20 protein-coding genes are annotated in these 22,628 nt (G+C 72.7%); 4 read left to right on the top strand and 16 right to left on the bottom strand.

Annotated features, from left to right (window positions below; genetic code table 11):
• Positions 1–68: 68 nt before the first annotated feature.
• The 6 genes from OHV05_RS25895 to OHV05_RS25870 all read right to left on the bottom strand — a co-directional run bounded on the left by OHV05_RS25895 (position 69) and on the right by OHV05_RS25870 (position 5,549).
• A complete protein-coding gene (locus tag OHV05_RS25895; protein ID WP_405019778.1) occupies positions 69–1,826 on the bottom strand; it encodes a PQQ-binding-like beta-propeller repeat protein in 1,758 nt (585 codons plus the stop codon).
• Positions 1,827–1,925: 99 nt separating this feature from the next.
• Positions 1,926–2,222 (bottom strand): 4a-hydroxytetrahydrobiopterin dehydratase, encoded by a 297-nt coding sequence (locus OHV05_RS25890; protein WP_405019777.1) that lies wholly within the window; start codon positions 2,220–2,222, stop codon positions 1,926–1,928.
• Between the two features lie 34 nt (positions 2,223–2,256).
• Positions 2,257–3,015, bottom strand: a complete 759-nt coding sequence (locus OHV05_RS25885; protein WP_403040773.1) for a sulfite exporter TauE/SafE family protein — start codon at positions 3,013–3,015, stop codon at positions 2,257–2,259.
• 171 nt (positions 3,016–3,186) lie between these two features.
• The gene (locus OHV05_RS25880; protein WP_403040772.1) at positions 3,187–4,200 is read right to left on the bottom strand and encodes an SPFH domain-containing protein; all 1,014 of its coding nucleotides are present in this window, start codon (positions 4,198–4,200) and stop codon (positions 3,187–3,189) included.
• A gap of 10 nt (positions 4,201–4,210) precedes the next feature.
• Complete coding sequence (locus OHV05_RS25875) at positions 4,211–4,642, bottom strand: NfeD family protein (RefSeq protein ID WP_403040771.1); 432 nt, start codon at positions 4,640–4,642, stop codon at positions 4,211–4,213.
• A 115-nt stretch (positions 4,643–4,757) separates the two neighbouring features.
• Complete coding sequence (locus OHV05_RS25870; protein ID WP_403040770.1) at positions 4,758–5,549, bottom strand: ABC transporter ATP-binding protein; 792 nt, start codon at positions 5,547–5,549, stop codon at positions 4,758–4,760.
• A gap of 202 nt (positions 5,550–5,751) precedes the next feature.
• Here OHV05_RS25870 and OHV05_RS25865 point away from each other — a divergent pair, with 202 nt between their 5' ends.
• Positions 5,752–6,549 (top strand): hypothetical protein, encoded by a 798-nt coding sequence (locus OHV05_RS25865; protein WP_405019776.1) that lies wholly within the window; start codon positions 5,752–5,754, stop codon positions 6,547–6,549.
• 78 nt (positions 6,550–6,627) lie between these two features.
• Here the strand turns inward: OHV05_RS25865 and OHV05_RS25860 are convergent, their stop codons facing one another.
• From OHV05_RS25860 to OHV05_RS25850, 3 genes are all read right to left on the bottom strand, one after another.
• Positions 6,628–7,275, bottom strand: coding sequence for a response regulator (locus OHV05_RS25860; protein WP_405019775.1), 648 nt, complete (start codon positions 7,273–7,275; stop codon positions 6,628–6,630).
• The gene (locus OHV05_RS25855; protein WP_403040767.1) at positions 7,268–8,413 is read right to left on the bottom strand and encodes a GAF domain-containing sensor histidine kinase; all 1,146 of its coding nucleotides are present in this window, start codon (positions 8,411–8,413) and stop codon (positions 7,268–7,270) included. The genes OHV05_RS25860 and OHV05_RS25855 overlap by 8 nt, the downstream gene beginning before the upstream one ends.
• A gap of 61 nt (positions 8,414–8,474) precedes the next feature.
• On the bottom strand, positions 8,475–10,895 hold the full coding sequence (locus tag OHV05_RS25850) for an FHA domain-containing protein (protein WP_405019774.1): 2,421 nt from the start codon (positions 10,893–10,895) through the stop codon (positions 8,475–8,477).
• Between the two features lie 161 nt (positions 10,896–11,056).
• Here OHV05_RS25850 and serB point away from each other — a divergent pair, with 161 nt between their 5' ends.
• Positions 11,057–12,307 carry a phosphoserine phosphatase SerB gene (gene serB / locus OHV05_RS25845; protein WP_405019773.1) on the top strand — a complete coding sequence of 417 codons (1,251 nt, stop codon included), beginning with the start codon at positions 11,057–11,059 and terminating at the stop codon, positions 12,305–12,307.
• Positions 12,308–12,315: 8 nt separating this feature from the next.
• Here serB and OHV05_RS25840 read toward each other — a convergent pair whose 3' ends face one another.
• The 5 genes from OHV05_RS25840 to OHV05_RS25820 all read right to left on the bottom strand — a co-directional run bounded on the left by OHV05_RS25840 (position 12,316) and on the right by OHV05_RS25820 (position 18,821).
• Positions 12,316–14,637, bottom strand: a complete 2,322-nt coding sequence (locus tag OHV05_RS25840) for a family 20 glycosylhydrolase (RefSeq protein WP_405019772.1) — start codon at positions 14,635–14,637, stop codon at positions 12,316–12,318.
• 25 nt (positions 14,638–14,662) lie between these two features.
• Positions 14,663–16,597, bottom strand: coding sequence for an RICIN domain-containing protein (locus tag OHV05_RS25835; RefSeq protein WP_405019771.1), 1,935 nt, complete (start codon positions 16,595–16,597; stop codon positions 14,663–14,665).
• Positions 16,598–16,776: 179 nt separating this feature from the next.
• Entirely contained in the window at positions 16,777–17,307 is a 531-nt protein-coding gene (locus OHV05_RS25830; RefSeq protein ID WP_405019770.1) for a SixA phosphatase family protein, read from the bottom strand.
• 73 nt (positions 17,308–17,380) lie between these two features.
• Positions 17,381–17,503, bottom strand: a complete 123-nt coding sequence (locus OHV05_RS25825; RefSeq protein WP_403040761.1) for an SGM_5486 family transporter-associated protein — start codon at positions 17,501–17,503, stop codon at positions 17,381–17,383.
• A gap of 43 nt (positions 17,504–17,546) precedes the next feature.
• Entirely contained in the window at positions 17,547–18,821 is a 1,275-nt protein-coding gene (locus OHV05_RS25820; protein ID WP_405019769.1) for a CynX/NimT family MFS transporter, read from the bottom strand.
• Between the two features lie 71 nt (positions 18,822–18,892).
• Between OHV05_RS25820 and OHV05_RS25815 the strand changes: the two genes are divergently transcribed.
• A complete protein-coding gene (locus tag OHV05_RS25815) occupies positions 18,893–19,564 on the top strand; it encodes a FadR/GntR family transcriptional regulator (RefSeq protein WP_405019768.1) in 672 nt (223 codons plus the stop codon).
• 52 nt (positions 19,565–19,616) lie between these two features.
• Here the strand turns inward: OHV05_RS25815 and fabI are convergent, their stop codons facing one another.
• On the bottom strand, positions 19,617–20,387 hold the full coding sequence (gene fabI / locus OHV05_RS25810) for an enoyl-ACP reductase FabI (protein ID WP_405019767.1): 771 nt from the start codon (positions 20,385–20,387) through the stop codon (positions 19,617–19,619).
• Between the two features lie 2 nt (positions 20,388–20,389).
• A complete protein-coding gene (gene fabG / locus OHV05_RS25805) occupies positions 20,390–21,109 on the bottom strand; it encodes a 3-oxoacyl-[acyl-carrier-protein] reductase (RefSeq protein ID WP_403040757.1) in 720 nt (239 codons plus the stop codon).
• 296 nt (positions 21,110–21,405) lie between these two features.
• On the opposite strand from fabG, the gene OHV05_RS25800 reads away from it, so the two are divergent.
• Complete coding sequence (locus OHV05_RS25800) at positions 21,406–22,539, top strand: MBL fold metallo-hydrolase (protein WP_405019766.1); 1,134 nt, start codon at positions 21,406–21,408, stop codon at positions 22,537–22,539.
• Positions 22,540–22,628: the final 89 nt, after the last annotated feature.

Raw genomic sequence — 22,628 nt, 5'->3', positions numbered from 1 at the left:
CGCCGCCCACGAGCTGGTGGGCCGACCCGGTCGGGGGACAGGTCGGCCCACCGGATTTTCCCGGACGGTCAGCCCTTGGCCTGGAAGGCCGCCGCCACCCCGAAGTTGGCGGAGTGCTCGGGCAGCACCGCGACCTTGCCGCCGCCGGTGAGCACCCGGCCGGAGGTCAGCAGCGAGCCGGTGCCCTGGGGGTAGCCGCCGCCCGCCGTGGCCCGGCCGTCGGTGACGGCGTAGCGGGTGAGGTGGGCGGGCTGGTCCAGGCGCTCGTCGCCGGCCAGCAGCAGGGCGCCGTTCTCCACGCCGACCGGGACGCTCTTGCCCTTCTCGGCGACCTGGGTCCGCCAGCGGGGCTTACCGGTCGTCAGGTCGTAGGCGACGGCGGCCGGGTGGCTGCCGTCGGCGCCGGTCTGGGTGGTGAGCAGGGTCTGCCCGTCGAAGAAGACCGTCGGGGTGGCGTCGAAGCTGCCCCGGGTGACGCCGAGCCGACCACCCTCGGCGGTGACCGGGATCTCGGCGGCCGGGTCGCCGGTGGCGCCCCAGGCGAAGATCCGGTCGTCGGCGGGCTGCGCGCCGGTGGTGAGCACCACGGCGGGCTCGGCGGAGAGCACCGAGACGGTCTTCGGCTGGTTGTTCAGCCCGCGCCACCACTGCAGCTTGCCGTCCGCGGCGTTCAGCGCGACCGCCTGGTCGGCGGGGACGCTGTCGGCGCAGGTGCTGTGCAGCACCACGGTCTTGCCGCTCGCGCCGCCGCTCAGCGTGCAGAACTTGCCCTGCCCGCCGTACGTCCAGAGGTCCTTGCCGTCGGCGGCGGCCCAGGCGGTGGCCCGGTCGTCACCGACCGCGACCACCTTGTCCTCGAGCACCGCGACCCGGGCGCCGTAGGCGTCCTTGGTGTCGCTGAGCGGCTTGCTCCAGGCGGCTTTGCCGGTCTTGGTGTCGACGGCGGAGACCACGGTGCAGGCGCTCTTCGGGTCGGCCGAGACCCGGAACAGCGCGGCGCCCAGGCCGGTCGGGCCGACGGTCGGCGAGAGGCCGCACGGCACGGCGCCCTCGACCGGCGGGGCCAGCGTCCAGCCGGGCTTGCCGTCGGCGAGCGCGTAGGCGTGCACCCCGGTGCTGTCGGCCCGGACCACCGCGTCGCCGAGCAGCCAGCTGCCGACCAGGGTGTCGTCGGCGCCGGCCGCCGGGGCGGTGGCGGGCTCGGCGGCCCACGCCTTGGCGTGCGCGACGGTGAAGGTCTTCGGGATCTCGGCCGGGCTCCCGGCCGCCTCGCCCTCGGACCGGTCGGCGGTGACCATCACCCCGGCCGTGAGCAGCACGGCCAGCGCGGCGACCCCGGCCCCGGCCCGGATCAGCAGCGCGCGCTTGCCCGGTGCGTGCTCCCCCGAGATCACCGAGGCGGCGAGGTCCTTCAGCCGGTCGGCGGCGGATACCTTGCGGACCCGGGCGGCGGCGACGGGCGCGGCCTCGACCACCGGGTCGGTCACCGGCGCCGGCCCGGGCGTCGGCTCGGCCACCGCCGGGGCGGGCTCCACCGGCGGCTCGTAGGACTGCGGCTGGTACGCGGACGGCTGGTAGGACGGTTCGTACGGCTGCGGCTCCTGGTAGCCGGTGGGCGCGTACAGCTGCTGCTCGTACCCGGCCGCGGGCTGCTGCTGGTACTGCTCGGGCTCGCGCTGCTGCGGCATCCCGGACTGCCACTGCTGGTCCTGGTACCCGTAGCCCTGCTCGCCGTAGGACGGCTGCTCCTGGGTCGGGTACCAGCCCTGCTGGTAGTCGTAGCCGACCGGCTCCTGCCCGGCCGTGCCGGAGTGGTCCTGGGCCATACCGTTCCGTCCGTCCGACTGCTTGCTGCGGCAGTCAGCATCTCACGCCGGTCGGACCATCCCGTCCGGAACCGGAGCAATCGGGCATCTCACGAACGGTCAGGCGGTGCGCAGCGCCTGGTCGATCCGGGCCGCCATGGCGAGGTCGAGCCCCGTCAGGCCGCCGGCGCTGTGGGTGGAGAGGACGAACCGCAGGGTGCGCCAGCGGATGTCGATGTCGGGGTGGTGGTCGAGTTCCTCGGCCGCTTCCGCCACCGCGCCGACCACCGCGATCGCGGTGGGGAAGCTCGCCGTCTCGGTGGTCCGGACGATGGCCTCGCCCTCCCGGGTCCAGTCCGGGAGGGCGGCCAGGCCGGCCGTGATCTGATCCTCGGTCAGTCGCGTTCGCTTGCTCATGCGCCCAGCGTACGAGCGGGCGCGCGATCGGCGCTCAGCCGAGCAGCATCCGGGTCACCGCGATCAGGCCGACCGTGACGATCACCCCGCGCAGCGCCGGCGGCGGCAGCCGGCGGCCGACCTTGGCGCCGAGCTGGCCACCGACGGTGGAGCCGACCGCGATCAGCAGCACGGCGGTCCAGTCGATCTCCGAGGTGAAGAGGAAGAACACCGCCGCCACCGCGTTGACGATCAGCGCCAGCACGTTCTTGGCGCCGTTGATCCGCTGCATCGAGTCCTGCAGCAGCATGCCCATCAGGGCCACCAGCAGCACGCCCTGCGCGGCGCCGAAGTAGCCGCCGTAGATGCCGGTCAGGAAGACCCCGCCGAGCAGCAGCGGCCCGAGCTCGGAGGTCGAGTCGTCGCGTCGCCGGGCGGCCATCGCCCGGGCCACCCGGGGCTGGATCACCACCAGCACCAGGGCCAGCAGGATCAGCACCGGCACGACCGTGTCGAAGGCCGCACTGGGCAGCTTGACCAGCAGGTACGCGCCGAGCAGTCCGCCGAGCAGCGAGGCGGTGCCCAGCCGGAGCAGGCGGCCGCGCTGGCCGGTGAGTTCGCTCCGGTAGCCGATCGCGCCGCTGAGCGTGCCGGGCACCAGGCCGATGGTGTTGGAGACGTTGGCGGTCACCGGTGGCACGCCGAAGGCGAGCAGCACCGGAAAGGTGATCAGGGTGCCGGATCCGACCACGGTGTTGATGGTCCCGGCGCCGACCCCGGCGAGCAGGACGGCGAGCCCCTCCCAGAGCGTCATGAGTACCCCAGTTTCTGGCCCGGTCGGGTACACGGCACGGAGGCTCGCGTCGGGACGGGGCCGAGCAGTTGTCGGCTGATCATGCATCAGCCGGGACGGCCGTGGCCAGAGCTGTCCGGTACGCGAACGGGCCCGCTCCCCGGAGGGGGCGGGCCCGTCGGTGGCCGAGGTCTACTCGGGGTCGAGCTTGGGGTACTCGCGGCTGGGCTCGACCCGGGGGCGGGCGGTGCCCTTCTCGGTGTCGACCGGGCGCGGGCCGGCCGGGCGGTCGACCGGGATCGGGGCGCTCGCCGGGGCGCCGGGGGCGCCGCCGCCGGCCATGTTGCCGAACGCGCCGCCGATGCCCTTGAGCGCGTCGCCGATCTCGCTCGGGATGATCCAGAGCTTGTTGGAGTCGCCCTTGGCCAGCTCGGGCAGGGTCTGCAGGTACTGGTAGGCGAGCAGCTTCTGGTCGGCGTCGCCCTCGTGGATGGCCTCGAAGACCGTCCGGATCGCGGCGGCCTCACCGTCGGCGCGGAGCACCGCGGCCTGGGCCTCACCCTCGGCGGTCAGGACCGCCGCCTGCTTGTCACCCTCGGCCCGCAGGATGGCGGCCTGCCGGGCGCCCTCGGCGGTCAGGATCGCGGCGCGCTTGTCACGGTCGGCGCGCATCTGCTTCTCCATCGAGTCCTGGATGGAGGTCGGCGGCTCGATCGCCTTGAGCTCGACCCGGTTGACCCGGATGCCCCACTTGCCGGTGGCCTCGTCGAGGACGCCGCGCAGGCCCGCGTTGATCACCTCGCGGGAGGTCAGGGTGGACTCCAGGTCCATCGAGCCGATGATGTTGCGCAGCGTGGTGACGGTGAGCTGCTCGATCGCCTGGATGTAGCTGGCCACCTCGTAGGTGGCCGCCCGGGCGTCGGTGACCTGGTAGTAGATCACCGTGTCGATGTTGACCACCAGGTTGTCCTGGGTGATCACCGGCTGCGGCGGGAAGGGGACGACCTGCTCGCGCAGGTCGATCCGGTTGCGGACCCGGTCGATGAACGGGACCACGATGTTCAGACCGGCGTTCAGCGTCCGGGTGTAGCGGCCGAAACGCTCCACGATGGCCGCGCTGGCCTGCGGGATCACCTGGATCGTCTTGATCAGTGCGATGAAGGCCACCACGACCAGGACGACCAGCACGATAAGGACGGGTTCCACGCGTTCTCCCCTAGACGACCAGGGCAGTGGCGCCCTGGATTTCGACGACGTCGACCTGTTGACCCGGCTCGTAGACACTGCCGGGGTTGAGCGCGCGGGCAGACCAGATCTCGCCGTTCAGCTTGATCCGCCCTCCCTGCCCGTCGACCTGCTCCTGCACGATCGCGGTGGCGCCGGTGAGGGCGTCCACCCCGCTCCTGAACTGCGGCCCCTTCTTGAGCTGCCGCCTGGCTATCGGGCCGACGAAGCCCACCAGCCCGGCCGAGACTCCGACGAAGATCAGGACCTGCCCGACCACCCCGATCCCGAGTGCGGCCGCGCCGGCCGCCGCACCGGCTCCGATCGCGAACATGGCGAACTCGGGCACCGCGGTGAGCACCAGCGGAATACCAAGACCGACGGCGGCCAGGAGCCACCAAATCCAGCTGTCCACGAATTCCATCCTAGGGAGGCGAGGTCTCTCCCGGCGGAAAGTTCCCGCAGGTGGACGGGCGGAAACCGGCCGTACGTACGACCGGTCCCAGTTCAGTCCAGTTCCGGGCCGTTCAGTGCCGGGTTCAGCCGAGCGGGAGGCCCTGTGCGGACCAGCGGTCGCCGTGCCGCTCCAGGGTCAGCGGCAGGCCGAAGCAGAGCGACAGGTTGCGGGCCGTCAGCTCGGTGTCGATCGGGCCCGCGGTGAGCACCTTGCCCTGACGGATCATCAGCACGTGGGTGAAGCCCGGCGCGATCTCCTCGACGTGGTGGGTCACCATCGCCATCGCCGGGGCGTACGCGTCCTGGGCCAGCGCACCGAGGCGGCGGACCAGGTCCTCGCGGCCGCCGAGGTCGAGACCGGCGGCCGGCTCGTCCAGCAGCAGCAGCTCGGGGTCGGTCATCAGGGCGCGGGCGATCATGGTGCGCTTGCGCTCGCCCTCGGACAGCGTGCCGAACTTGCGGGCCACGTAGTCCGCCATGCCCAGCCGGTCGAGCAGCGCCAGCGCGCGGAACTCGTCGGTGGTCTCGTACTTCTCGTTCCAGGTGGCGGTCATCCCGTAGGCGGCGGTCAGCACCGTCTGCAGCACGGTCTGCTCGGTCGGCAGCTTGTCCAGCAGCGAGGCGCTGGCCAGGCCGATCCGCTGGCGGAGCTCGAAGACGTCGACCGCACCGAGCTTCTCGCCCAGCACGGCGGCCGCGCCGGCGCTCGGGAAGAGGTAGGTGGAGGCGACCTGGAGCAGGGTCGTCTTCCCGGCGCCGTTCGGGCCCAGGATCACCCAGCGCTCGCCCTCGGAGATCGACCAGGAGACCTGATCGACCAGCGCGCGCCCCTCCCGGACCACGGAAACGTCCACCAGCTCCAGCACGTCGCTCATGCCTACGCCTTCCCCAATGCAGAAAATTCGGCCGCCCGAGGCCATTGCGCGCGGGTCCTCGGGGTGCGGTCCACTCGTGTCGACAGTCGGCCGCGGGCGGGCAGCCCACCCGGGGGCCGGGTAAGGCTCGGAGGGGGCGCCGCTCACAGCACAGGCCAAACCTACGCCACGCGGATGGCCGTACTTTCCGTAGGCTGGCCGGATGCCTGCTTCAACCACTGACAATCCGTACGAAGAGCCGCGCTCCGGGCGGCTGACCGCGTGGGGCAACGCGTTGCTCGGCGGTTTCACCTCTCCCGACCAGGCTGCCGAGGCCGTCCTCGGCGCCGACCAGAGCCACCGGTTCACCGGTCTGCCCGGTGACCCCGACGGCGAACTCCACAGCCCCGCCTGGGCCCTCGGCCGGCTCCGCTCGCTCGGCGCCACCGGCCTCCGGCTGGCCCGGCCCGCCCCCGGCCACCCGCTCGGCCTGACCGGCCCGGCCCCCTTCAACGCGGCCGCCCTGACCGCCGGCGAGGCGGTGCTCGCGGTCGGCCTGCCGATCGGCTTCGTCCCCGAGATCGAGGTGTACGGGCCGCAGGGCGACCAGGGCGTCCGGGTGCTCTGGCGCTGCTCGACCGTCAACGAGGGCCCGCCCGCTGACGTCCCGTCACTGCACGAAGCCGAGCGCGAGCTCGCGGACAGCCTGCGGGAGACCACCCGGCTGCTCACCCAGCTGGACGTCGCCGGAGCCGGCCCCGAAGCCGTCCGCGCCCTCACCGAGTGGCGCCGGCGCGGGCACACCGAGCTGCTCGCCCCCGGCTACCCGCCGCGCGCCGTACGGGTCCTGGAGTCCGCCCGGCAGATCACCGCGCTGCTCGCGATCGCCCTCGACGGCCACGGCGCAGCGGTCAGCGCCACCGAGATGACGGCCCGCCGCGAGATCCTCGCCCCCCTCGGCCGCACCGCCCGCCGGGCCACCGCGGCGGCGTACAACGCCCTGGTGGACGAACCGCGCTAGATGTGTGGCACCCGCCAGCCACGAACCGTTGCAGTTCCCCGAGCCCCTGGTAGTGCAACTCATTGGCCGGAGAAAAGGTCAGGCCTGGTTGTTGCGGACCGCCCAGAGGGCGGCCTGGGTGCGGTCGGCGAGGTCGAGCTTCATCAGGATGTTGGAGACGTGGGTTTTCACGGTCTTCTCGGAGAGGTGGAGTGCTCGGGCGATCTCCCGGTTGGACCGTCCGTCGGCGATGTGCGAGAGCACCTCGCGCTCCCGCTCCGTGAGCGTCCCGCCCCGTCCCTGGGGCGCTCGCGGGGCGTCGTCGGAGAGCAGCGCGGCCGCCAGCTCCGGCTGGAGCAGGACGTGGCCCGCGTGGACCGAACGGATCGCCCCGGCCAGCGCCTCGGGGTCCACGTCCTTGTAGACGTAGCCCGCCGCCCCGGCCCGGAGCGCGGGGACCATGGTCCGGTGCTCGGTGAAGCTGGTGACGATCAGCACCCGGGCCGCACTCCCCCGCTCCTTGAGCAGCTTGAGCGCCTCGATCCCGTCGACCCCCGGCATCTTGAGGTCCATCAGCACCACGTCGGGCTCCAGCGCCGCCGTCTTCTCGACGCCCTCGGCGCCGTCCCCGGCCTCGCCGACCACCTCGATGTCGTCCTGCACCTCGAGGAAGGTGCGCAGCCCGCGTCGCACCACCTGGTGGTCGTCCACCAGCAGGACGCGGATCGGTGAGGTGGCGTCAGGCACCGGGGACCTCCAGCTCGACGGCGGTCCCCTGGCCGGGGGCCGATTCCAGGGACAGCGTCCCGCCGACCGCGGCCGCGCGGTCCCGCATGGAGACCAGCCCGAGGTGCCGGCCCTCCCGGCGGACGGCCTCCGGGTCGAAGCCGCGTCCGTCGTCGTGCACCCGCAGCCGGGCGCCCCGGCCGGGCGTGCCGGTCAGGGTGACCTCGACGGCCTGGGCGCCGGAGTGCCGCAGGGCGTTGTGCAGGGCTTCCTGGGCGACCCGCAGCACCGCCGCCTCCTGCCCGGGCGGCAGGGTCCTGACCCCGTCCGAGCTGAACCTGACCCGGGCGGTGTGGGCCCGGTCGAGCACCTGGGCCTGCGAGGCCAGGGTGGCCACCAGGCCGTCCTCGTCCAGGGCGGCGGGGCGGAGCTCGATCACCACGGTGCGGAGTTCGTCGGCGGCCTCGGCCGCGAGCCGGGCCACCTCGGCGAGTTCGGCCCGGGCCCGGGCCGGGTCGCGGTCGACCAGGGTGGCGGCGGCCTTGGCGGTGAGGCGGAGCGAGAAGAGCTTCTGGGCGACCGCGTCGTGCAGGTCGTGGGCGATCCGGGCCCGCTCCCCGGCCAGGGTGAGTTCGCGGCTGCGCTCGTACAGCCGGGCGTTGCCGAGCGCTATCGCGGCGTGCGCGGCGAGGATCCGCAGCAGTTCCTCATCGTGGGCGGTGAAGCCGCCCTCCTTGTTCGCCAGGAAGACGGCGCCGAGGACCTCGGTGCCGTCCACGATCGGCATGCCTAGGAAGTCGGTCAGGTCGGGGTGCGCGTCCGGCCAGCCCTCGAAGTCGGGGGCCTGCCGGACGTCGTCCAGCCGGGTCGGGGTGAGCTGGTGCAGCATCGCGGCCAGTACGCCGTGCTGGCGGGGCAGCGGGCCGATCGCCTTCCACTCCTCGTCGGTGACGCCGTCCACCACGAACTGGGCGAAGCCGCCGTGGTCGTCCGGCACGCCCAGCGCGGCGTACCGGGCGCCGAGCAGGGTGCGGGCCTCGGCGGTGATCCGGCGCAGCACCTCCCGGACCTCCAGGTGGCGGCTCATCGCCAGGACGGCGCTGCTGACGGCCTCGATCCCGCTCAGGGAGGGATCGCAGGGGGACGGTTCGGCTGGCATGCCCCCAAGCTACCGGCGGCGCCGGGCCCGGGCATGGGGCACGGGGCGTAGGTCCTGCGGACTACCCGCGCTGCATCACCTCGGGCTCGTGCCGGCGCTGCAGCCGGTTGACCAGCAGGCCGAGCAGGGCCGCGAAGGCCAGCAGGACCAGCCAGTTGAGGACCAGCACGCCGGCCGAGTGGGTCCACAGCCGGTCGGTGCCCGGCGCCACCGGGGAGATGGCGGCCAGGTCGAGGGTGTTGCCGGCCGCGGCGACGCCCCAGCGGGCGGGCATCAGCCAGGCGAACTGTTCGAGGCCGGGCTCGTCGTAGAGCTGGAAGACCGCGCCGGTGAAGACCAGCTGGACGATGGTGAACATCACCAGCAGCGGCATGGTCTTCTCCGCCGTCCGGACCAGGGCGGAGATCACCAGACCGACCATCATCGAGACGAAGCCGAGCAGGGTGACGCCGACGGCCATCTCGACCGCCGGGGCGCCGGTGATCAGCAGGCCCCGCTCGGGCAGCTCGCGCAGGCCGAAGCCGACGATCGAGATCAGCCCGCCCTGCACCACGCTGACCGCGCCGAGCACGGTCACCTTGGACATCAGGTAGGCCGAGCGGGACAGGCCGGTGGCCCGTTCGCGTTCGTAGATCGGCCGTTCCTTGATCAGCTCGCGGACCGAGTTGGCCGCCCCGGCCAGGCAGGCGCCGACCGCGAGCACCAGCAGGATCATCCTGGCCCCGCCGTTCCGGGTCGGCCCGGCGCAGTCGACCAGTCCGCAGCTGTCCGGGATCAGTGCGCTGACCCCGCCGAGCACCAGCGGGAGCAGCAGCGAGAGGGCCAGGAAGCCCCGGTCGGCGCCGATCACCGCGAGGTAGCGGCGGACCAGGGTCCACAGCTGGGAACGCCAGCGCTGCGGCTTGGGCGGTTCGGTCCTGGGCCGCTCCACCGGCAGCACCGGCAGCGGGGTGGCGGCCGAGTCGGCGGAGTACTCCAGGTGGTGCGGGGAGCTGCGGTAGCGGCCGGCCCAGTCGTGGTCGGGGTGGTTCTCGAACGCCTGGAAGACGTCGGCCCAGCTCTGGTAGCCGAAGAAGTACAGCGCCTCGTCCGGCGGCCCGAAGTAGGCCACCGAGCCGCCCGGGGCGAGCACCAGCAGCCGGTCGCAGAGCGCCAGTTCGGCCACCGAGTGGGTGACCACCAGGATCGTGCGGCCGTCGTCGGCGAGCCGGCGCAGGGTCTGCATCACCTCCCGGTCCATGCCCGGGTCCAGGCCGGAGGTGGGCTCGTCCAGGAAGATCAGCGAGGGCTTGGTGAGCAGCTCCAGGGCGACCGAGACCCGCTTCTGCTGGCCGCCGGAGAGCGTGCTGATCCGGCTGTCGGCGCGCTGGTCCAGCCGCAGCTCGTACAGCACCTCGTCGATCCGGCGCTCCCGCTCGGCCGCCTCGGTGTCGCCGGGGAAGCGCAGCTCGGCGGCGAAGCGCAGCGCCGTACGGACCGTCAGCTCGTGGTGCAGGATCTCCGACTGCGGGACCAGCCCGATCCGTGAGCGCAGCTCGGCGAACTGCCGGTAGAGGTCGCGCCCGTCGTACAGCACCTGTCCCTGGTCGGCCGGGCGGTAGCCGGTCAGCGCGCGCAGCAGGGTGGACTTGCCGGAGCCGGACGGGCCGATCACCGCGACCAGGGACTTCTCCGGGACGGTGAAGCCGACGTCCCTGAGCAGGGTCCGCCGGCCGCCCCGGTGCGGGACCTCGACGCTCAGGTGCCGGGCGGAGAAGGTGACCGCGCCGTCGTCCACGTACTCCTGGAGCTGGCCGCCGACCAGTGCGAAGGAGGAGCGGCCGACGGTCAGCCGGTCCTGTTCGCCGACCAGCGCGCGGTGCACCGGCTGACCGTTCAGGAAGATCCCGTTGTGGCTGCCCAGGTCGACGATCTCCCAGCGGCCGTCCGGGAGTTGGCGCAGCTCTGCGTGGTGCCGGGAGATCTGCAGGTCGGCCAGGACCACGTCGTTGTCCAGCGCCCGGCCGATCCGGATGGTGCGGGTGCTCGGCCCCAGCGCCCTGATCACGGTGGGCGCGGAGCCGCGCTGCTCCGGGAAGGCCACCGGCGGGAAGGCGGCGGCCGGGAACGGGCTGGGGGTGCTGCGCCCGGTGATCGCGGCGTGCCAGGGCACCGGTGGCAGCACCGGCGCGGTCGGCACCGGCGCGGGGGCCGGGGCCCGGACGGTCAGCCGGGGGCCGCTGGCGGCACTGCCGAGCCGTATCTCGGCGCCCGGCTGCAACGGCACCTGCCGGGACCGCACCCCCCGGAGGAAGGTGCCGTTGGTGCTGTCGTGGTCGGTGAGCAGCCAGCCCCCGTCCCGGTCGGTCAGCGAGGCGTGCCGCCAGGAGACCCGGGCGTCCTCGGACCGGAGGTCCGCTGCCGGGTCCCGGCCGATCAGGTAGCCACGGCCCGGTTCGAGGACCAGCTCCCGCCCGTCGATCTCCACTACGAGTTGCGGCACTTCCGCCTGCCCCTGCTGGTGCTGACAACTGACGGCCCGACATCCTTCCAGGTACGGGCCCGAAGCACTATCCGCCCGGGTGGGAGCGGGTGCCTGCGGTAGTCCAGAGGGCGGACGCCGTTGCGGTCCGGGTCGTACGGCCCGGTAGCGTGGGTGGCACCATGAACGCTGCGCCCCTCCCCCCGCTGCCCCGGTCGTACGACGACGAGCGCACCTTGCTGGTCAAGGTCTTCGGCAAGGACCGCCCCGGTATCACCGCAGGGCTGTTCAGCACGCTCGGTGACTTCGGCGTGGACGTGATCGACATCGAGCAGATGGTCACCCGTGGCCGGATAACGCTGTGCGCCCTGGTCGCCACCCCGGCCGGCGGGCACGGTGCCGAAGGCGCGATGCGCGCCACCGTGCACCGCTGGGCGGAGGAGCTGAAGCTCCAGACCGAGATCATCTCCGGCACCGGTGACAACCGGCCGCGCCGCGAGGGCCGTTCGCACGTCACCGTGCTCGGGCACCCGCTGACCGCCACCGCCGTCGCCGCGCTGACCTCCCGGGTCACCGAGGCGGGCGGCAACATCGACCGCGTCTTCCGGCTGGCCAAGTACCCGGTGACCGCCGTCGAGCTGGCCGTCTCCGGCGTGGCGACCGAGGAGCTGCGGGCGGTGCTGGCCCTGGAGGCGGCCGCCCAGCAGGTGGACATCGCGGTGGTCCGGGCCGGTCTGGAGCGCCGGGCCAAGCGGCTGGTGGTGATGGACGTCGACTCGACCCTGATCCAGGACGAGGTGATCGAGCTGTTCGCCGCCCACGCGGGCTGCGAGCAGAAGGTCGCCGAGGTGACCGCCGCCGCGATGCGCGGCGAGCTGGACTTCGCCGAGTCGCTGCGGGCCCGGGTGGCCCTGCTGGCCGGTCTCGACGCCGCGGTGACCGAGAAGGTCCGGGCCGAGGTCCGGTTCACCCCTGGGGCCCGCACCCTGGTCCGGACGCTGCGCCGGCTGGGCTTCCAGGTGGCCATCGTCTCGGGCGGGTTCACCCAGGTCACCGACCACCTGGTGGAGCAGCTCGGGCTGGACTTCGCGGCCGCCAACACCCTGGAGGTGGTGGACGGGAAGTTCACCGGCCGGGTCACCGGCGAGATCGTCGACCGGGCCGGCAAGGCCCGCTGGCTGGAGCGCTTCGCCGAGCTGGCCAAGGTCCCGCTGGAGCAGACGGTGGCGATCGGCGACGGCGCGAACGACCTCGACATGCTGAACGCGGCCGGGCTCGGCGTCGCCTTCAACGCCAAGCCCGTGGTCCGCGAGGCCGCCGACACGGCGGTGAACGTCCCCTTCCTGGACACCGTGCTCTACCTGCTCGGGATCACCCGCGAAGAGGTCGAGGCGGCCGACGAGCTGGACGGCACGCCGACCGACGACGAGTAGCCCGTCGGTCAGGACACCTGCCACTGCTGGAGCGGTGCGCCGGTGTCGGCCTGCTGGCTGAGCAGGGCGCCGTCGGTGGCGGCGGCCGCGGTCAGCAGCAGGCCGCTCTTCTTCGAGGCGACGGCCCAGCCGCCGCCGGTGCGCGGGGTGAGCACCCAGCGCTGGTTGTCGTTGCCGGTGCAGGTCCACTGGATGACTGCCGCGCCGGCCGTGGTGGAGCCGCCGTTGACGTCGGCGCAGAGCTGGGAGACCGCACTGGTCAGGGTGTAGCTGCCGTCGACGTTCTGGCCGAACCGCCACTGCTGCTCGGCGCTGCCGTTCGCGGTCCGCACCACCAGCCGGGTGCCCGCCGTGCCGGAGCCGGCCGGGTCCTCCAGGGCCGCCCCGGCGGTGGTCAGGGTGTGCGGACCGGTCAGCCGGTCGGCGTACGCCTCGATCTCGTACAGCGAGTAGCCGTAGCCGGTGCCGCGCTGGGTGCCGTACATCCGCAGGTAGCGGCCCGAGCCGGTCAGTCCGGTGAGGTTCTCGGTGCCGCCGCTGCCGGTGGTGGTGGAGTAGAGGGTCCGCCAGGTCACCGCGTCGTCGGAGAGCTGGAGCTGGTACGCCTTGCCGTACGCGGCCTCCCAGCGGAGCACCACCTGGTTGACCGGGTGGACCGAGCCCAGGTCGACCTGGAGCCACTGCGGGTCGGTGTAGGCGCTGGCCCAGCGGGAGGCGGGGTCGCCGTCGGTGGCGGCGGCGGCCGGGAAGTTGGCCGTCTCGGTGCTGGAGGCGGTGGTCGGGCGGTTCAGCGCGAGGTTGCCCGGCCGGCCGCCCGCGCCGGTCCAGCCCGGGTGGTGCCCGACCGCGGTGACGAGCGGGGTGAAGTCGGCGTAGCCCGCGACCGGCTTGGGCGATCCCCAGGTCTGCTGGGCCAGCCCGCGCAGCGGGAACATCAGGCCGGCGGCGATCTGGTCCTCGGTCTCGGCGTTCGGGTTGTCGCACCAGACGTGGATCAGCGAGCCGAGGTTCTTCGTGGCGTCGGTGATCCGGTTGCTCCCCTGGAACAGGTCCGGGGTCCAGGTCTCGTACATCCACCGGGTGTCCGGCTTGGCGCCGCCGAGCACGTAGTAGGTCGGCGTCCAGGACTCGTTGGCGACCAGGTGCCCGGCGTCCACCAGCTGTTGCGGCGTCAGGCCGTAGTTGTACCAGTACTCCACCACGATGCCCGGGTTCGGGCTGATCGTGCCGTCCCCGGACTTGATGCCGTCGTTCCACATCCGGGTGGTCTTGCCGCCGGCCCGGACCAGCGCGTCGGACCAGTTGACGAAGCCGTAGTAGGTGTCCTTGGCGGTGCTGTCGGCCCCGTAGGTGGCCCGGGCGTAGCTGAGCAGCTGCGGGTACTGGCTGTAGTCCGTGACGTACTCGTCCGCGCCGATGTGCCAGTAGGGGCCGGGGAACAGCGGGAGGTACTCGTTGATCAGGTCCTTGACCAGGGTGTACGTGCCGGGCAGCGAGAGGTCGACGAACTCGTTGCTGACCACGCCGGACCTGTTCCTGAGCTTGAGCTCGGGGTGGGCGGTCAGGATCGGGTTCATGTGGCCGGGGGTGTCGATCTCCGGGACGACCGTGACGTGGTAGCGGGCGGCCAGGGCGACCAGCTCGGCGATCTCCTGCTTGCTGTAGTGCTCGGCCGAGACGATCTCGGGATGGGTGCTGCTCTCCAGCCGGAAGCCGAAGGTGTCCGAGAGGTGGAAGTGGAAGTAGTTCAGCTTGAGGTAGGCGAGCTCCTGGATGTGCTGCTTCACCCAGCCGACGGTGAAGAACTTCCGCCCCTGGTCGATCATCAGGCCGCGTTCGGCCTTGACCGGCCAGTCCACCGCCGTCCCGGCGGGCACCGTGGCCGACTGGTGCAGCAGTTGCAGGACGGTGCGGGTGCCGTAGAACGCCCCGGCGGTGCTGCCGGCCCGGATGGCGACGGTCTGACCGACCGTCATCCGGTACCCCTCGGCCGGGAGGGTGGCGTCGCCGAGGCTCAGCGCCAGGTCGCCGGGGGCGGCCGTGCCGTTCAGCACGGTCACGGTGCGGCCGGCCAGCACGCCCAGGTCGGCCGCGAACGTGGCGGCGTCGCCCGCCAGTTGGGCGGCGTAGGCGGGGTCGACCACGATCCGGGAGCCGGGGCCGAAGGTGTAGCTGCCGGTGCCGGCCGTCCACTGGCGCAGCGCCGGGACGGTCCGGGGCGCACCGGCGGCGGCCGCCGGTGCGGTGGCGGCCTGGGCGGCGGTCAGCGGGGGCAGGGCGAGGGCCGCCACGGTGCAGAGGGCGGCCAGCAGGAGCCTGAGTATGCGCATGGGATCCCTTGGTGAGGAGGGGAGTTCAGCGGATGGACCAGGTCTGGGTGCTGCCGCCGACGACGGCCTGCTGGGTGAGCGGGGCGCCGTCGGCGGTGCCCTGGGCGGTGAGCGCGAGGCCGCTGAGGGCGGAGGTGATCCGCCGGCCGCCCGCGTCGGCGGTCAGCCACCAGCGCTGGTTGGCGCCCCCGGTGCAGGGCCACTGGATGACGGCGGCGCCCGGGCTGCCGGAGCCGCCGTCGACGTCCATGCAGAGGCCGGACTTGACGTTCCGTACGGTGTAGCTGCCGTCCGGGGTGGCGGTGAAGGTCCAGAGCTGGTTGGTGCCGCCGTGCCAGCTCCACTGGATCAGCTGGGTGCCGGGGGTGGCGACCGAACCCGGTACGTCCACCGCCCGGCCGCCGGCGGTGCGCTGGATGCCGTGGCTGGAGCCGGACTCGACCGGCCCGGCCGGGCAGGGCACCCCGGGGCCGGCGTAGGCACCGACGTTCGGCGGCGTCGGCACCGGGTTGCCGAAGTAGTCCGCGCCGCCGCCGTCCGGGACGGCCGTACCGGCGCCCAACGCGGGCGAACCGGTGCAGAGTTGGTAGCCGGTGGCGTTCGCCGGGCCGGTGGCCGTGCCGGGCGCGCGCAGCAGCGGGTCGGCGGTGCCGCCGGCTCCGGCGGGCGCGCCGCTGACGTTCACCAGGACGTTGTGGTCGAGCGTGTAGCCACCGCCGCGCAGGGTCAGGCCGGCCGTGCCGCCGCCGGTCTTGACCACCGTGTTGTTGCGGAACCTGACGGTGCGCCGGGTGGTGTTGTTCTCCTGGATCACCGACTGGCTGATGCCGGGGCCGATGTAGAGGGTGTTGTTGTACACGTCGGCGGACTCGACGGCGCCGGAGCAGTTCTCGACGCCCCGGTAGGAGTCGTTCTGGCTGATGTTGTAGCGGACCACGGCGTCCCGCAGGATGCCGGTCGCGTTGCAGAGCAGCAGGAAGCCGCCCTCGTTGTCGTGGCTGTAGTTGTACTGGAAGACGGTGCCGACGGTGCCCTGGTCGACGTCGTACGCCATGCCGTCCCGGGTGGTGCTGCCACCGGAGGCCTCGTTGTACTGGAACAGCGCGTGGTCCGAGTCGTACGTCCAGATGCCCGCGTTGTAGCCGGCCGAGCGCTGCTGGAAGCCCGCCACGGTGTTGTGCTCGGTCAGCGCGCCGGTGGTGTTGCCGGGGACGATGCCGTCGCCGCCGATGTCGGTGAGGCGGTTGCCGGTGATCAGCACGTTCGGCCAGGGCAGGAAGCTGCCCGCGCTCGGGGCCTCGAAGCCGGAGCGGTTCCAGGTGGAGACCAGGAAGACGCCCTCCCGGTCCACCGCGCGCAGCGAGTTGTTCCGCAGCGTGATGCCGTCGAACCGGGTGGGAGTGGTCACCCCGGCGACGGTGAAGTAGATGCCGCCGCTGCCGTTCAGGTCCTTGGTGTCGTCCCCGTTGACGTCGTGGATGTCCAGGTTCTCCAGCACGAAGTGGCTCGCGGTGCCGTAGTCGGTCAGCTCGACCGAGACGGCCCGCCGACTTCCCTTCGCCGCACCGGAGTTGGTGATCTCCAGGTTGCGGATCTCCCAGCCCTGCTGGTTCCGCAGCAGCACCGCCCGGGCCGCGCCGCCGCCGGCCACCAGCGGCGCGGCGCCGGTGCCGTACGCGTCGACGGTGATCGGGCTGCCGGGGGTGCCGGAGCCCTGCGGCGCCAGGGTGCCCTCACACCTGGTGCCGCGCTTGAGCAGCAGCCGGTCGCCGGGGGCGAAGGTGGTGGCGGCGACCTTGGCCAGGGTCCGCCAGGCGGTGCCGGGCGCGGTGCCCGCGCCCGCGTCACTGCCGGCGGCGCAGTCGAGGTGGTACGTGCCGCCGGTCGCGGCCGTCGCGGGGGTGGCGGCGGCGGTGCCCAGCAGACAGAGGAAGGCGAGGAGCAGAGGTCGAACGCGCATCTGTGTCTCCACTTGCCGCAACGCACGAGTGGTCCGGACCGCGGACCAGTGCAGCGCAGCGGGCAGTGGATGTCAAGAGATGCTCGAAGTACTGGCAGAACAAGCAGCTTCACGCACGAAGGCGGAGCGGAGAACCGCCGAAGGCCCCGACGGCGTCGCCGTCGGGGCCTTCGGGCAGGTCAGTCCTCGTGCGGGGTGTGGAAGGTGTCGAGCCGGGCGACGCCGGGCTCGACGGACTTCCAGGCACCGCTGAAGCCCAGCACCGCGATCGCGGCGGTCGGGAAGCCGCCGTTCTGGAGCCGGGTCAGTGCGTCCGGGTCGCCCTGGTCGCCGACCAGGATCTGGGTCAGGCCGAGCACACCCGGGTTGTGGCCGACCAGCACCACGTCGCGGTACTCGTCGGGGGTCTCCTGGAGCACCGCGATGATCTCGCCCGGGCTGGCCTCGTAGATCCGGCCCTCGTGGACCGTCTTTCGCGCGCGCTTGGGCAGTTCGTGCACCGCGAGCTTCCAGGTCTCCCTGGTCCGCAGCGCGGTGGAGCAGAGCACGTAGTCGGGGTTGATACCCGAATCGGTCAGCCAGCGGCCGGCGTCCGGAGCCTGGAGACGGCCGCGGTCGGCCAGCGGCCGCTCGTGGTCGTCCACCTGGTTCGGCCAGTCGGCCTTGGCGTGGCGGAGAACGATGATCCTTCGAAGGGTGTCGGCGCTCATACCCCGAGCTTTCCAGAAAACCGCCCATCGGGCGCGGCGCTCGGGGGTCCGGCCACTCCCAGGGGTGGCGGGGTCAGCCGAAGCCGTTCGCGACGGTGGCGATCACGGAGACCAGCACCACGATGCCGGCGATCACGGCGAGCAGCTGGAGCAGCTTCTTCTGGCCGTTCGGGGGGTTGGGTTCGAGTACGGGCATGGTCAGCAGTCTCGCACCGTTCACCTCCGGCCCCACCGCCGGGTCAGGCCCGGCGGGCGTGCCCCTCGTCCTCGATGTGCCGGGCCTGCCCGGCGCGCAGGCCGACGGCCATCTGCGGGATCAGCAGCAGGGCCAGGAAGCCCAGCGGCAGGTACCACTCGCCGGTGGCCTGGTAGATGGTGCCGACCAGGATCGGGCCGGGGATGGAGATCAGGTAGCCGAGGCTCTGCGCGAAGGCGGACAGCTGGGCCACCCCGCCCGGAGTGCGGGCGCGCAGCCCGATCATGGTGAGGGCGAGCGGGAAGGCGCACATCGACAGGCCCACCAGGCAGGCCCAGAGCCAGGAGACGGTACCCGCCGCGAAAGCCAGGCCGGTGTACCCGACGATCCCGCACAGCGCCAGCACCACCACGAAGAGGCCCTGCTCACCGCGCCGGACGGCGAGGTTGGGCAGGATGAACGAGGCGGGCACGCTGATCACCATCACCAGTGCGAGCAGCACCCCGGAGCTGCCGTCCGAGACCCCGGCGTCCTGGTAGATGGTGGGCAGCCAGCCCATGGTGGCGTACGCGCTGGTGGCCTGCAGGCCGAGGAAGAGTGCCAGCGCCCAGGCCGTCCGGCTGCGCAGGATCGGCAGCTTGGCGGCCGCGGCGGGGGCCTCGGCCGTGCCGGAGCGGTCCCGGCGGAGGAAGCGGGTGACCAGCCAGATCAGCAGCCCCGCCACCGCGAGCAGCCCCCAGGCGCCCAGGCCCTCGCGCCAGTTGCCGCCGAGCGCCTTGGTCAGCGGGACGGTGGCGGCGGCCGCGGCGGCGGTGCCGACCGAGAGCGCCATCGAGTACAGCCCGATCATCGGGCCGACCCGGTCCGGGAAGTACCGCTTGATCACCACCGGGATCAGCACGTTGGAGACCGCGACCCCGGCCAGCGCGACGGCGGTCAGCAGCAGGAAGACCGCGGTGCCGCCGCTGAACGAGCGGGCCAGCACGCCGAGCGCGATCGCCCCCATCCCGGCGGTGACCACCGTGATCGGCCCGAACCGGCGGGACAGCGCCGGGGCGGCCAGCCCGAACAGCGCGAAGCAGAGCGAGGGCACCGCGGTGATCAGCCCGGCCACCGCGGCGCTCATCTGCAGGTCCGCCTGCACCTGCTTGAGCAGCGGGCCCAGGCTGGTGACCACCGGGCGCAGGTTGAGCGCGGCCACCGCGATGGCCACCGCGAGCAGCCAGCCGAGGCGTCGGCGGACGGGGCCGGCGGCGGGTGGCGCGGTCCGGGCGGGCAGGTCGGTGGTGGTCTCAGCTGCGGTGGGCATGCGCCCCATCATAGAATGATGGGATGAATTTGGGCACCCCGCTATCCTGAGCGTGTCCTCCACCGCTGACAGGGAGTCCGATGGCACTGTCGACCACCCGCCGCACCCCGCTCTCCGACCAGGTGATCGCCCAGCTCCGGGCCCAGATCACCTCCGGCGAGTGGCCGGTCGGCTCCCGGATCCCCACCGAGCCCGCCCTGGTCGAACAGCTCGGGGTGGCCAGGAACACCGTCCGGGAGGCGGTCCGGGCGCTCGCCCACAACGGGCTGCTGGACATCCGGCAGGGCTCGGGCACCTACGTGCTGGCCACCAGCGAACTGGCCGGGGTGATGCACCGTCGGTTCGCCGACGCCGACGCCGACCAGGACCAGGTCGCCGAGCTGCGCTCGATGCTGGAGACCTCGGCGGCCGGGCTGGCCGCCGGCCGCCGCACCCCGCGCGACCTGGAGCTGCTGGAGACCACGCTGGCCCGCCGCGAGGCGGCCTGGCACTCCGGCGTGGCCGAGGACTTCGTGCAGGCCGACGCCGCCTTCCACCAGGCCGTGGTGGCCTCCGCGCACAACGACGTGATCGCGGCGGTCTACGCCGACCTGGGCGAGGTGCTGCGGGCCCACCTGCGGCACGACGTCGGCCCCGAGCTGATCGCCGACCGGTACGTCGGGCACGGCGGCATCCTGGACGCGGTCCGGGCCGGGGACGCCGCCCGGGCCTCGGTCGAGGCGGGCCGGGCGATCGGCATGTGCGGGGACTAGAAACGCCGAGGGGGTACGGGGCGCAGGCCCCGTACCCCCTGGTGACGATCCGTCAGGCGCCGATCGCGTGCAGCCCGCCGTCGACGTGGATGATCTCGCCGGTGGTCTTCGGGAACCAGTCCGACAGCAGCGCGACCACGCCACGACCGGTCGGCTCCGGGTCGGTCAGGTCCCACTTGAGCGGCGACCGGTCCTCCCAGGTGGCGGCCAGGTCGGGGAAGCCCGGGATGGACTTGGCGGCCATCGAACCGATCGGGCCGGCCGAGATCAGGTTGCAGCGGATGTTCCGCTCACCGAGGTAGCGCGCCAGGTAGCGGTTGGTCGACTCCAGGGCGGCCTTGGCCGGGCCCATCCAGTCGTACTGCGGCCAGGCGTACTGCGCGTCGAAGGTCAGGCCGACCACCGAGCCGCCGTCCTGCATCAGCGGGAGCAGCGCCGTGGTGAGCGACTTCAGCGAGAAGGCCGAGACCTGCATCGCGGTCGCCACCGACTCCCACGGGGTGTTCAGGAAGTTGCCGCCGAGCGCGTCCTGCGGGGCGAAGCCGATCGAGTGGACGATGCCGTCCAGGGTCGGCAGGCCGGCCGCGCGGACCTGGTCGGCGATGCCGGCCAGCTGCTCGTCGCTGGAGACGTCCAGCTCCAGGGTCTCCACCGGCCTCGGCAGCTTCTTGGCGATCCGGGCGGTCAGGCTCGGCCGCGGGAACGCGGTGAGGATGATCTCCGCACCCTGCTCCTGGGCCAGCTTCGCGGTGTGGAAGGCGATGGAGGACTCCATCAGCACACCCGTGATCAGGATGCGCTTGCCCTCGAGAATTCCACTCATGTTCAGTGACCCATGCCCAATCCGCCGTCGACGGGAATGACGGCTCCGGTGATGTATGCGGCCTCGTCGGAGGAGAGGAAGCGCACTGCGGCCGCGACCTCGGCGGGCGCGGCGTATCGGCCGAGCGGCACGCCCGAGACGATCTCCTTGCGGCGCTCGTCGCTGAGCACCGCGGTCATGTCGGTGTCCACGAAGCCGGGAGCGACCACGTTGACGGTGATGTTGCGGGAGCCGAGCTCGCGGGCCAGGGAGCGGGCGAAACCGACCAGGCCGGACTTGGAGGCGGCGTAGTTGGCCTGGCCCGGCGAGCCGAGCAGACCGACCACCGAGGAGATCAGCACGACGCGGCCCTTGCGGGCCCGCAGCATCTTGGCCGAAGCCCGCTTGACCACCCGGAAGGCCCCGGTGAGGTTGGTGTCCAGGACGGAGGTGAAGTCCTCCTCCGTCATCCGGAGCAGCAGGGTGTCCTTGGTGATCCCCGCGTTCGCGACCAGGACCTCGACCGGGCCGTTCGCGGCCTCGATCTCGGTGAAGGCGGCGTCCACCTGCGCAGCGTCGTTGATGTCGCAGCGGACGGCGATGACCTGGTGCTTGGCCAGCTCCTCGGGCAGCTCGCCGGAGCGGCTGGTGATGGCGACCTTGTCGCCCGCCTCGGCGAAGGCCAGGGCGATCGCGAGGCCGATGCCCCGGTTACCTCCGGTGACGAGAACCGAGCGGCTCACGGACACACCTCTCTCCGTAGAAGATCTGCGGACGCAGACCCGGCACGTGAGGTGCCGTCCTGACCGCGTGGGTACGCGGTGCACGCGTACGCACTGTGACGCTATCGGTCGTTTCCGGCCAGCGGCGAATCCAGCTCCCACAGGTCCGTCCGGCCCGAACTGTCGCATCCCGACAATGCGTGCACCCACCGACGTCCGACGAATCGGCCCTCCGCCGGGAACACCCGCCGTGCCGAAGCCGTTGGCCACGTGGGCCGGGTTCCGGCCACCACGGACCGAGAGCGAAGAAGAGACGGATGAGCGAGCGACGACCCGGCAGCCGCAAGACCCTGCTGGCACTGGCCGCCCTGACCGCCGCGGCCGGTGCCGCCGCGTGGGCGTTCCGTGAGGTACCCGCCTCCTTCGGCCGTCGGCCCGACGCGGCCGACCCCCGGGTGCGCAGCTCCCCGCAGTTCCGGGACGGCGTCTTCCACAACGCCCCGTCCGAGCTGGCCAGGCCCGCCCCGGAGACCCCGGTCAACCGGGACACCCTGCGCCGGATGCTGTTCGAGCGGCACGGCAAGCCCAGCGGCCCGGTGCCGCTGGCCCGGTTCGACGGCGGCGCCCACCGGCCGGCCGCCGAGGGGGTGGAGATCACCTGGTTCGGGCACGCCTCCGCGCTGGTCGAGGTGGAGGGCAGCCGGGTGCTGCTGGACCCGATCTGGAGCGACCGCTGCTCGCCGTCCGCGCACGTCGGCCCGAAGCGGCTGCACCCGGTGCCGGTCGAGCTGGAGGAGCTGCCGCCGGTGGACGCGGTGCTGATCTCGCACGACCACTACGACCACCTGGACATGGCCACCGTCCAGCGCCTGACGGCGGCTCAGTCCGCCCCGTTCGCGGTGCCGCTGGGCATCGGCGGCCACCTGCGCCGCTGGGGCGTGCCCGAGCACCGGATCATCGAGCTGGACTGGGACGAGACCTGCACCCTCGGCGACCTGACCCTGACGCTGACCTCGGCGCACCACTTCTCCGGCCGCGGCACCACCCGCAACACCACCCTCTGGGGCTCCTGGGTGATCGCCGGGCCGACCCGCAAGGTCTACTACACCGGCGACTCGGGCTACTTCGAGGGCTACGCCCGGATCGGTGAGCAGCACGGCCCGTTCGACGCCGCGCTGGTCCAGATCGGCGCGTACGACCACGCCTGGGCCGACATCCACATGACGCCGGAGGACGCCGTCCGGGCCCACCGGGAGCTGCGGGCGGAGCTGCTGGTGCCGGTGCACTGGTGCACCTTCGACCTGGGGCTGCACCCGTGGGCCGAGCCGATCGAGCGGCTGCTCGCCGAGGCCAAGCAGCAGGCGGTGCCGATCGCGGTGCCCCGGCCGGGCCAGCGGGTGGACGTGGACAACCCGCCGGAGCTGGACGGCTGGTGGGAGCCGGTGGCCTGAAAGCCGCCCCTGCCGGGCCGGTCGCGACCCGGCGGCCGGTCTAAATCTGCTGGCCCTGGGTCGCCGGACAGGCGATGATGCGAGGCGGG

Source organism: Kitasatospora sp. NBC_00070 (assembly GCF_045041205.1).
Taxonomy (GTDB): Bacteria; Actinomycetota; Actinomycetes; order Streptomycetales; family Streptomycetaceae; genus Kitasatospora.
This window is presented reverse-complemented; position numbering and strand designations above follow the sequence as displayed.

Excerpts from the sequence above, each read along its gene's own strand:
- OHV05_RS25825 (WP_403040761.1), bottom strand. The coding sequence starts at position 17,503 with ATGCCCGTACTCGAACCCAACCCCCCGAACGGCCAGAAGAAGCTGCTC.
- OHV05_RS25885 (WP_403040773.1), bottom strand. The coding sequence starts at position 3,015 with ATGACGCTCTGGGAGGGGCTCGCCGTCCTGCTCGCCGGGGTCGGCGCC.
- OHV05_RS25800 (WP_405019766.1), top strand. The coding sequence starts at position 21,406 with ATGAGCGAGCGACGACCCGGCAGCCGCAAGACCCTGCTGGCACTGGCC.
- OHV05_RS25870 (WP_403040770.1), bottom strand. The coding sequence starts at position 5,549 with ATGAGCGACGTGCTGGAGCTGGTGGACGTTTCCGTGGTCCGGGAGGGG.
- OHV05_RS25835 (WP_405019771.1), bottom strand. The coding sequence starts at position 16,597 with ATGCGCGTTCGACCTCTGCTCCTCGCCTTCCTCTGTCTGCTGGGCACC.
- OHV05_RS25875 (WP_403040771.1), bottom strand. The coding sequence starts at position 4,642 with ATGGAATTCGTGGACAGCTGGATTTGGTGGCTCCTGGCCGCCGTCGGT.
- OHV05_RS25855 (WP_403040767.1), bottom strand. The coding sequence starts at position 8,413 with ATGCCAGCCGAACCGTCCCCCTGCGATCCCTCCCTGAGCGGGATCGAG.
- serB (WP_405019773.1), top strand. The coding sequence starts at position 11,057 with ATGAACGCTGCGCCCCTCCCCCCGCTGCCCCGGTCGTACGACGACGAG.
- OHV05_RS25840 (WP_405019772.1), bottom strand. The coding sequence starts at position 14,637 with ATGCGCATACTCAGGCTCCTGCTGGCCGCCCTCTGCACCGTGGCGGCC.
- OHV05_RS25815 (WP_405019768.1), top strand. The coding sequence starts at position 18,893 with ATGGCACTGTCGACCACCCGCCGCACCCCGCTCTCCGACCAGGTGATC.
- OHV05_RS25820 (WP_405019769.1), bottom strand. The coding sequence starts at position 18,821 with ATGGGGCGCATGCCCACCGCAGCTGAGACCACCACCGACCTGCCCGCC.
- OHV05_RS25890 (WP_405019777.1), bottom strand. The coding sequence starts at position 2,222 with ATGAGCAAGCGAACGCGACTGACCGAGGATCAGATCACGGCCGGCCTG.
- OHV05_RS25865 (WP_405019776.1), top strand. The coding sequence starts at position 5,752 with ATGCCTGCTTCAACCACTGACAATCCGTACGAAGAGCCGCGCTCCGGG.
- OHV05_RS25830 (WP_405019770.1), bottom strand. The coding sequence starts at position 17,307 with ATGAGCGCCGACACCCTTCGAAGGATCATCGTTCTCCGCCACGCCAAG.
- fabI (WP_405019767.1), bottom strand. The coding sequence starts at position 20,387 with ATGAGTGGAATTCTCGAGGGCAAGCGCATCCTGATCACGGGTGTGCTG.
- OHV05_RS25895 (WP_405019778.1), bottom strand. The coding sequence starts at position 1,826 with ATGGCCCAGGACCACTCCGGCACGGCCGGGCAGGAGCCGGTCGGCTAC.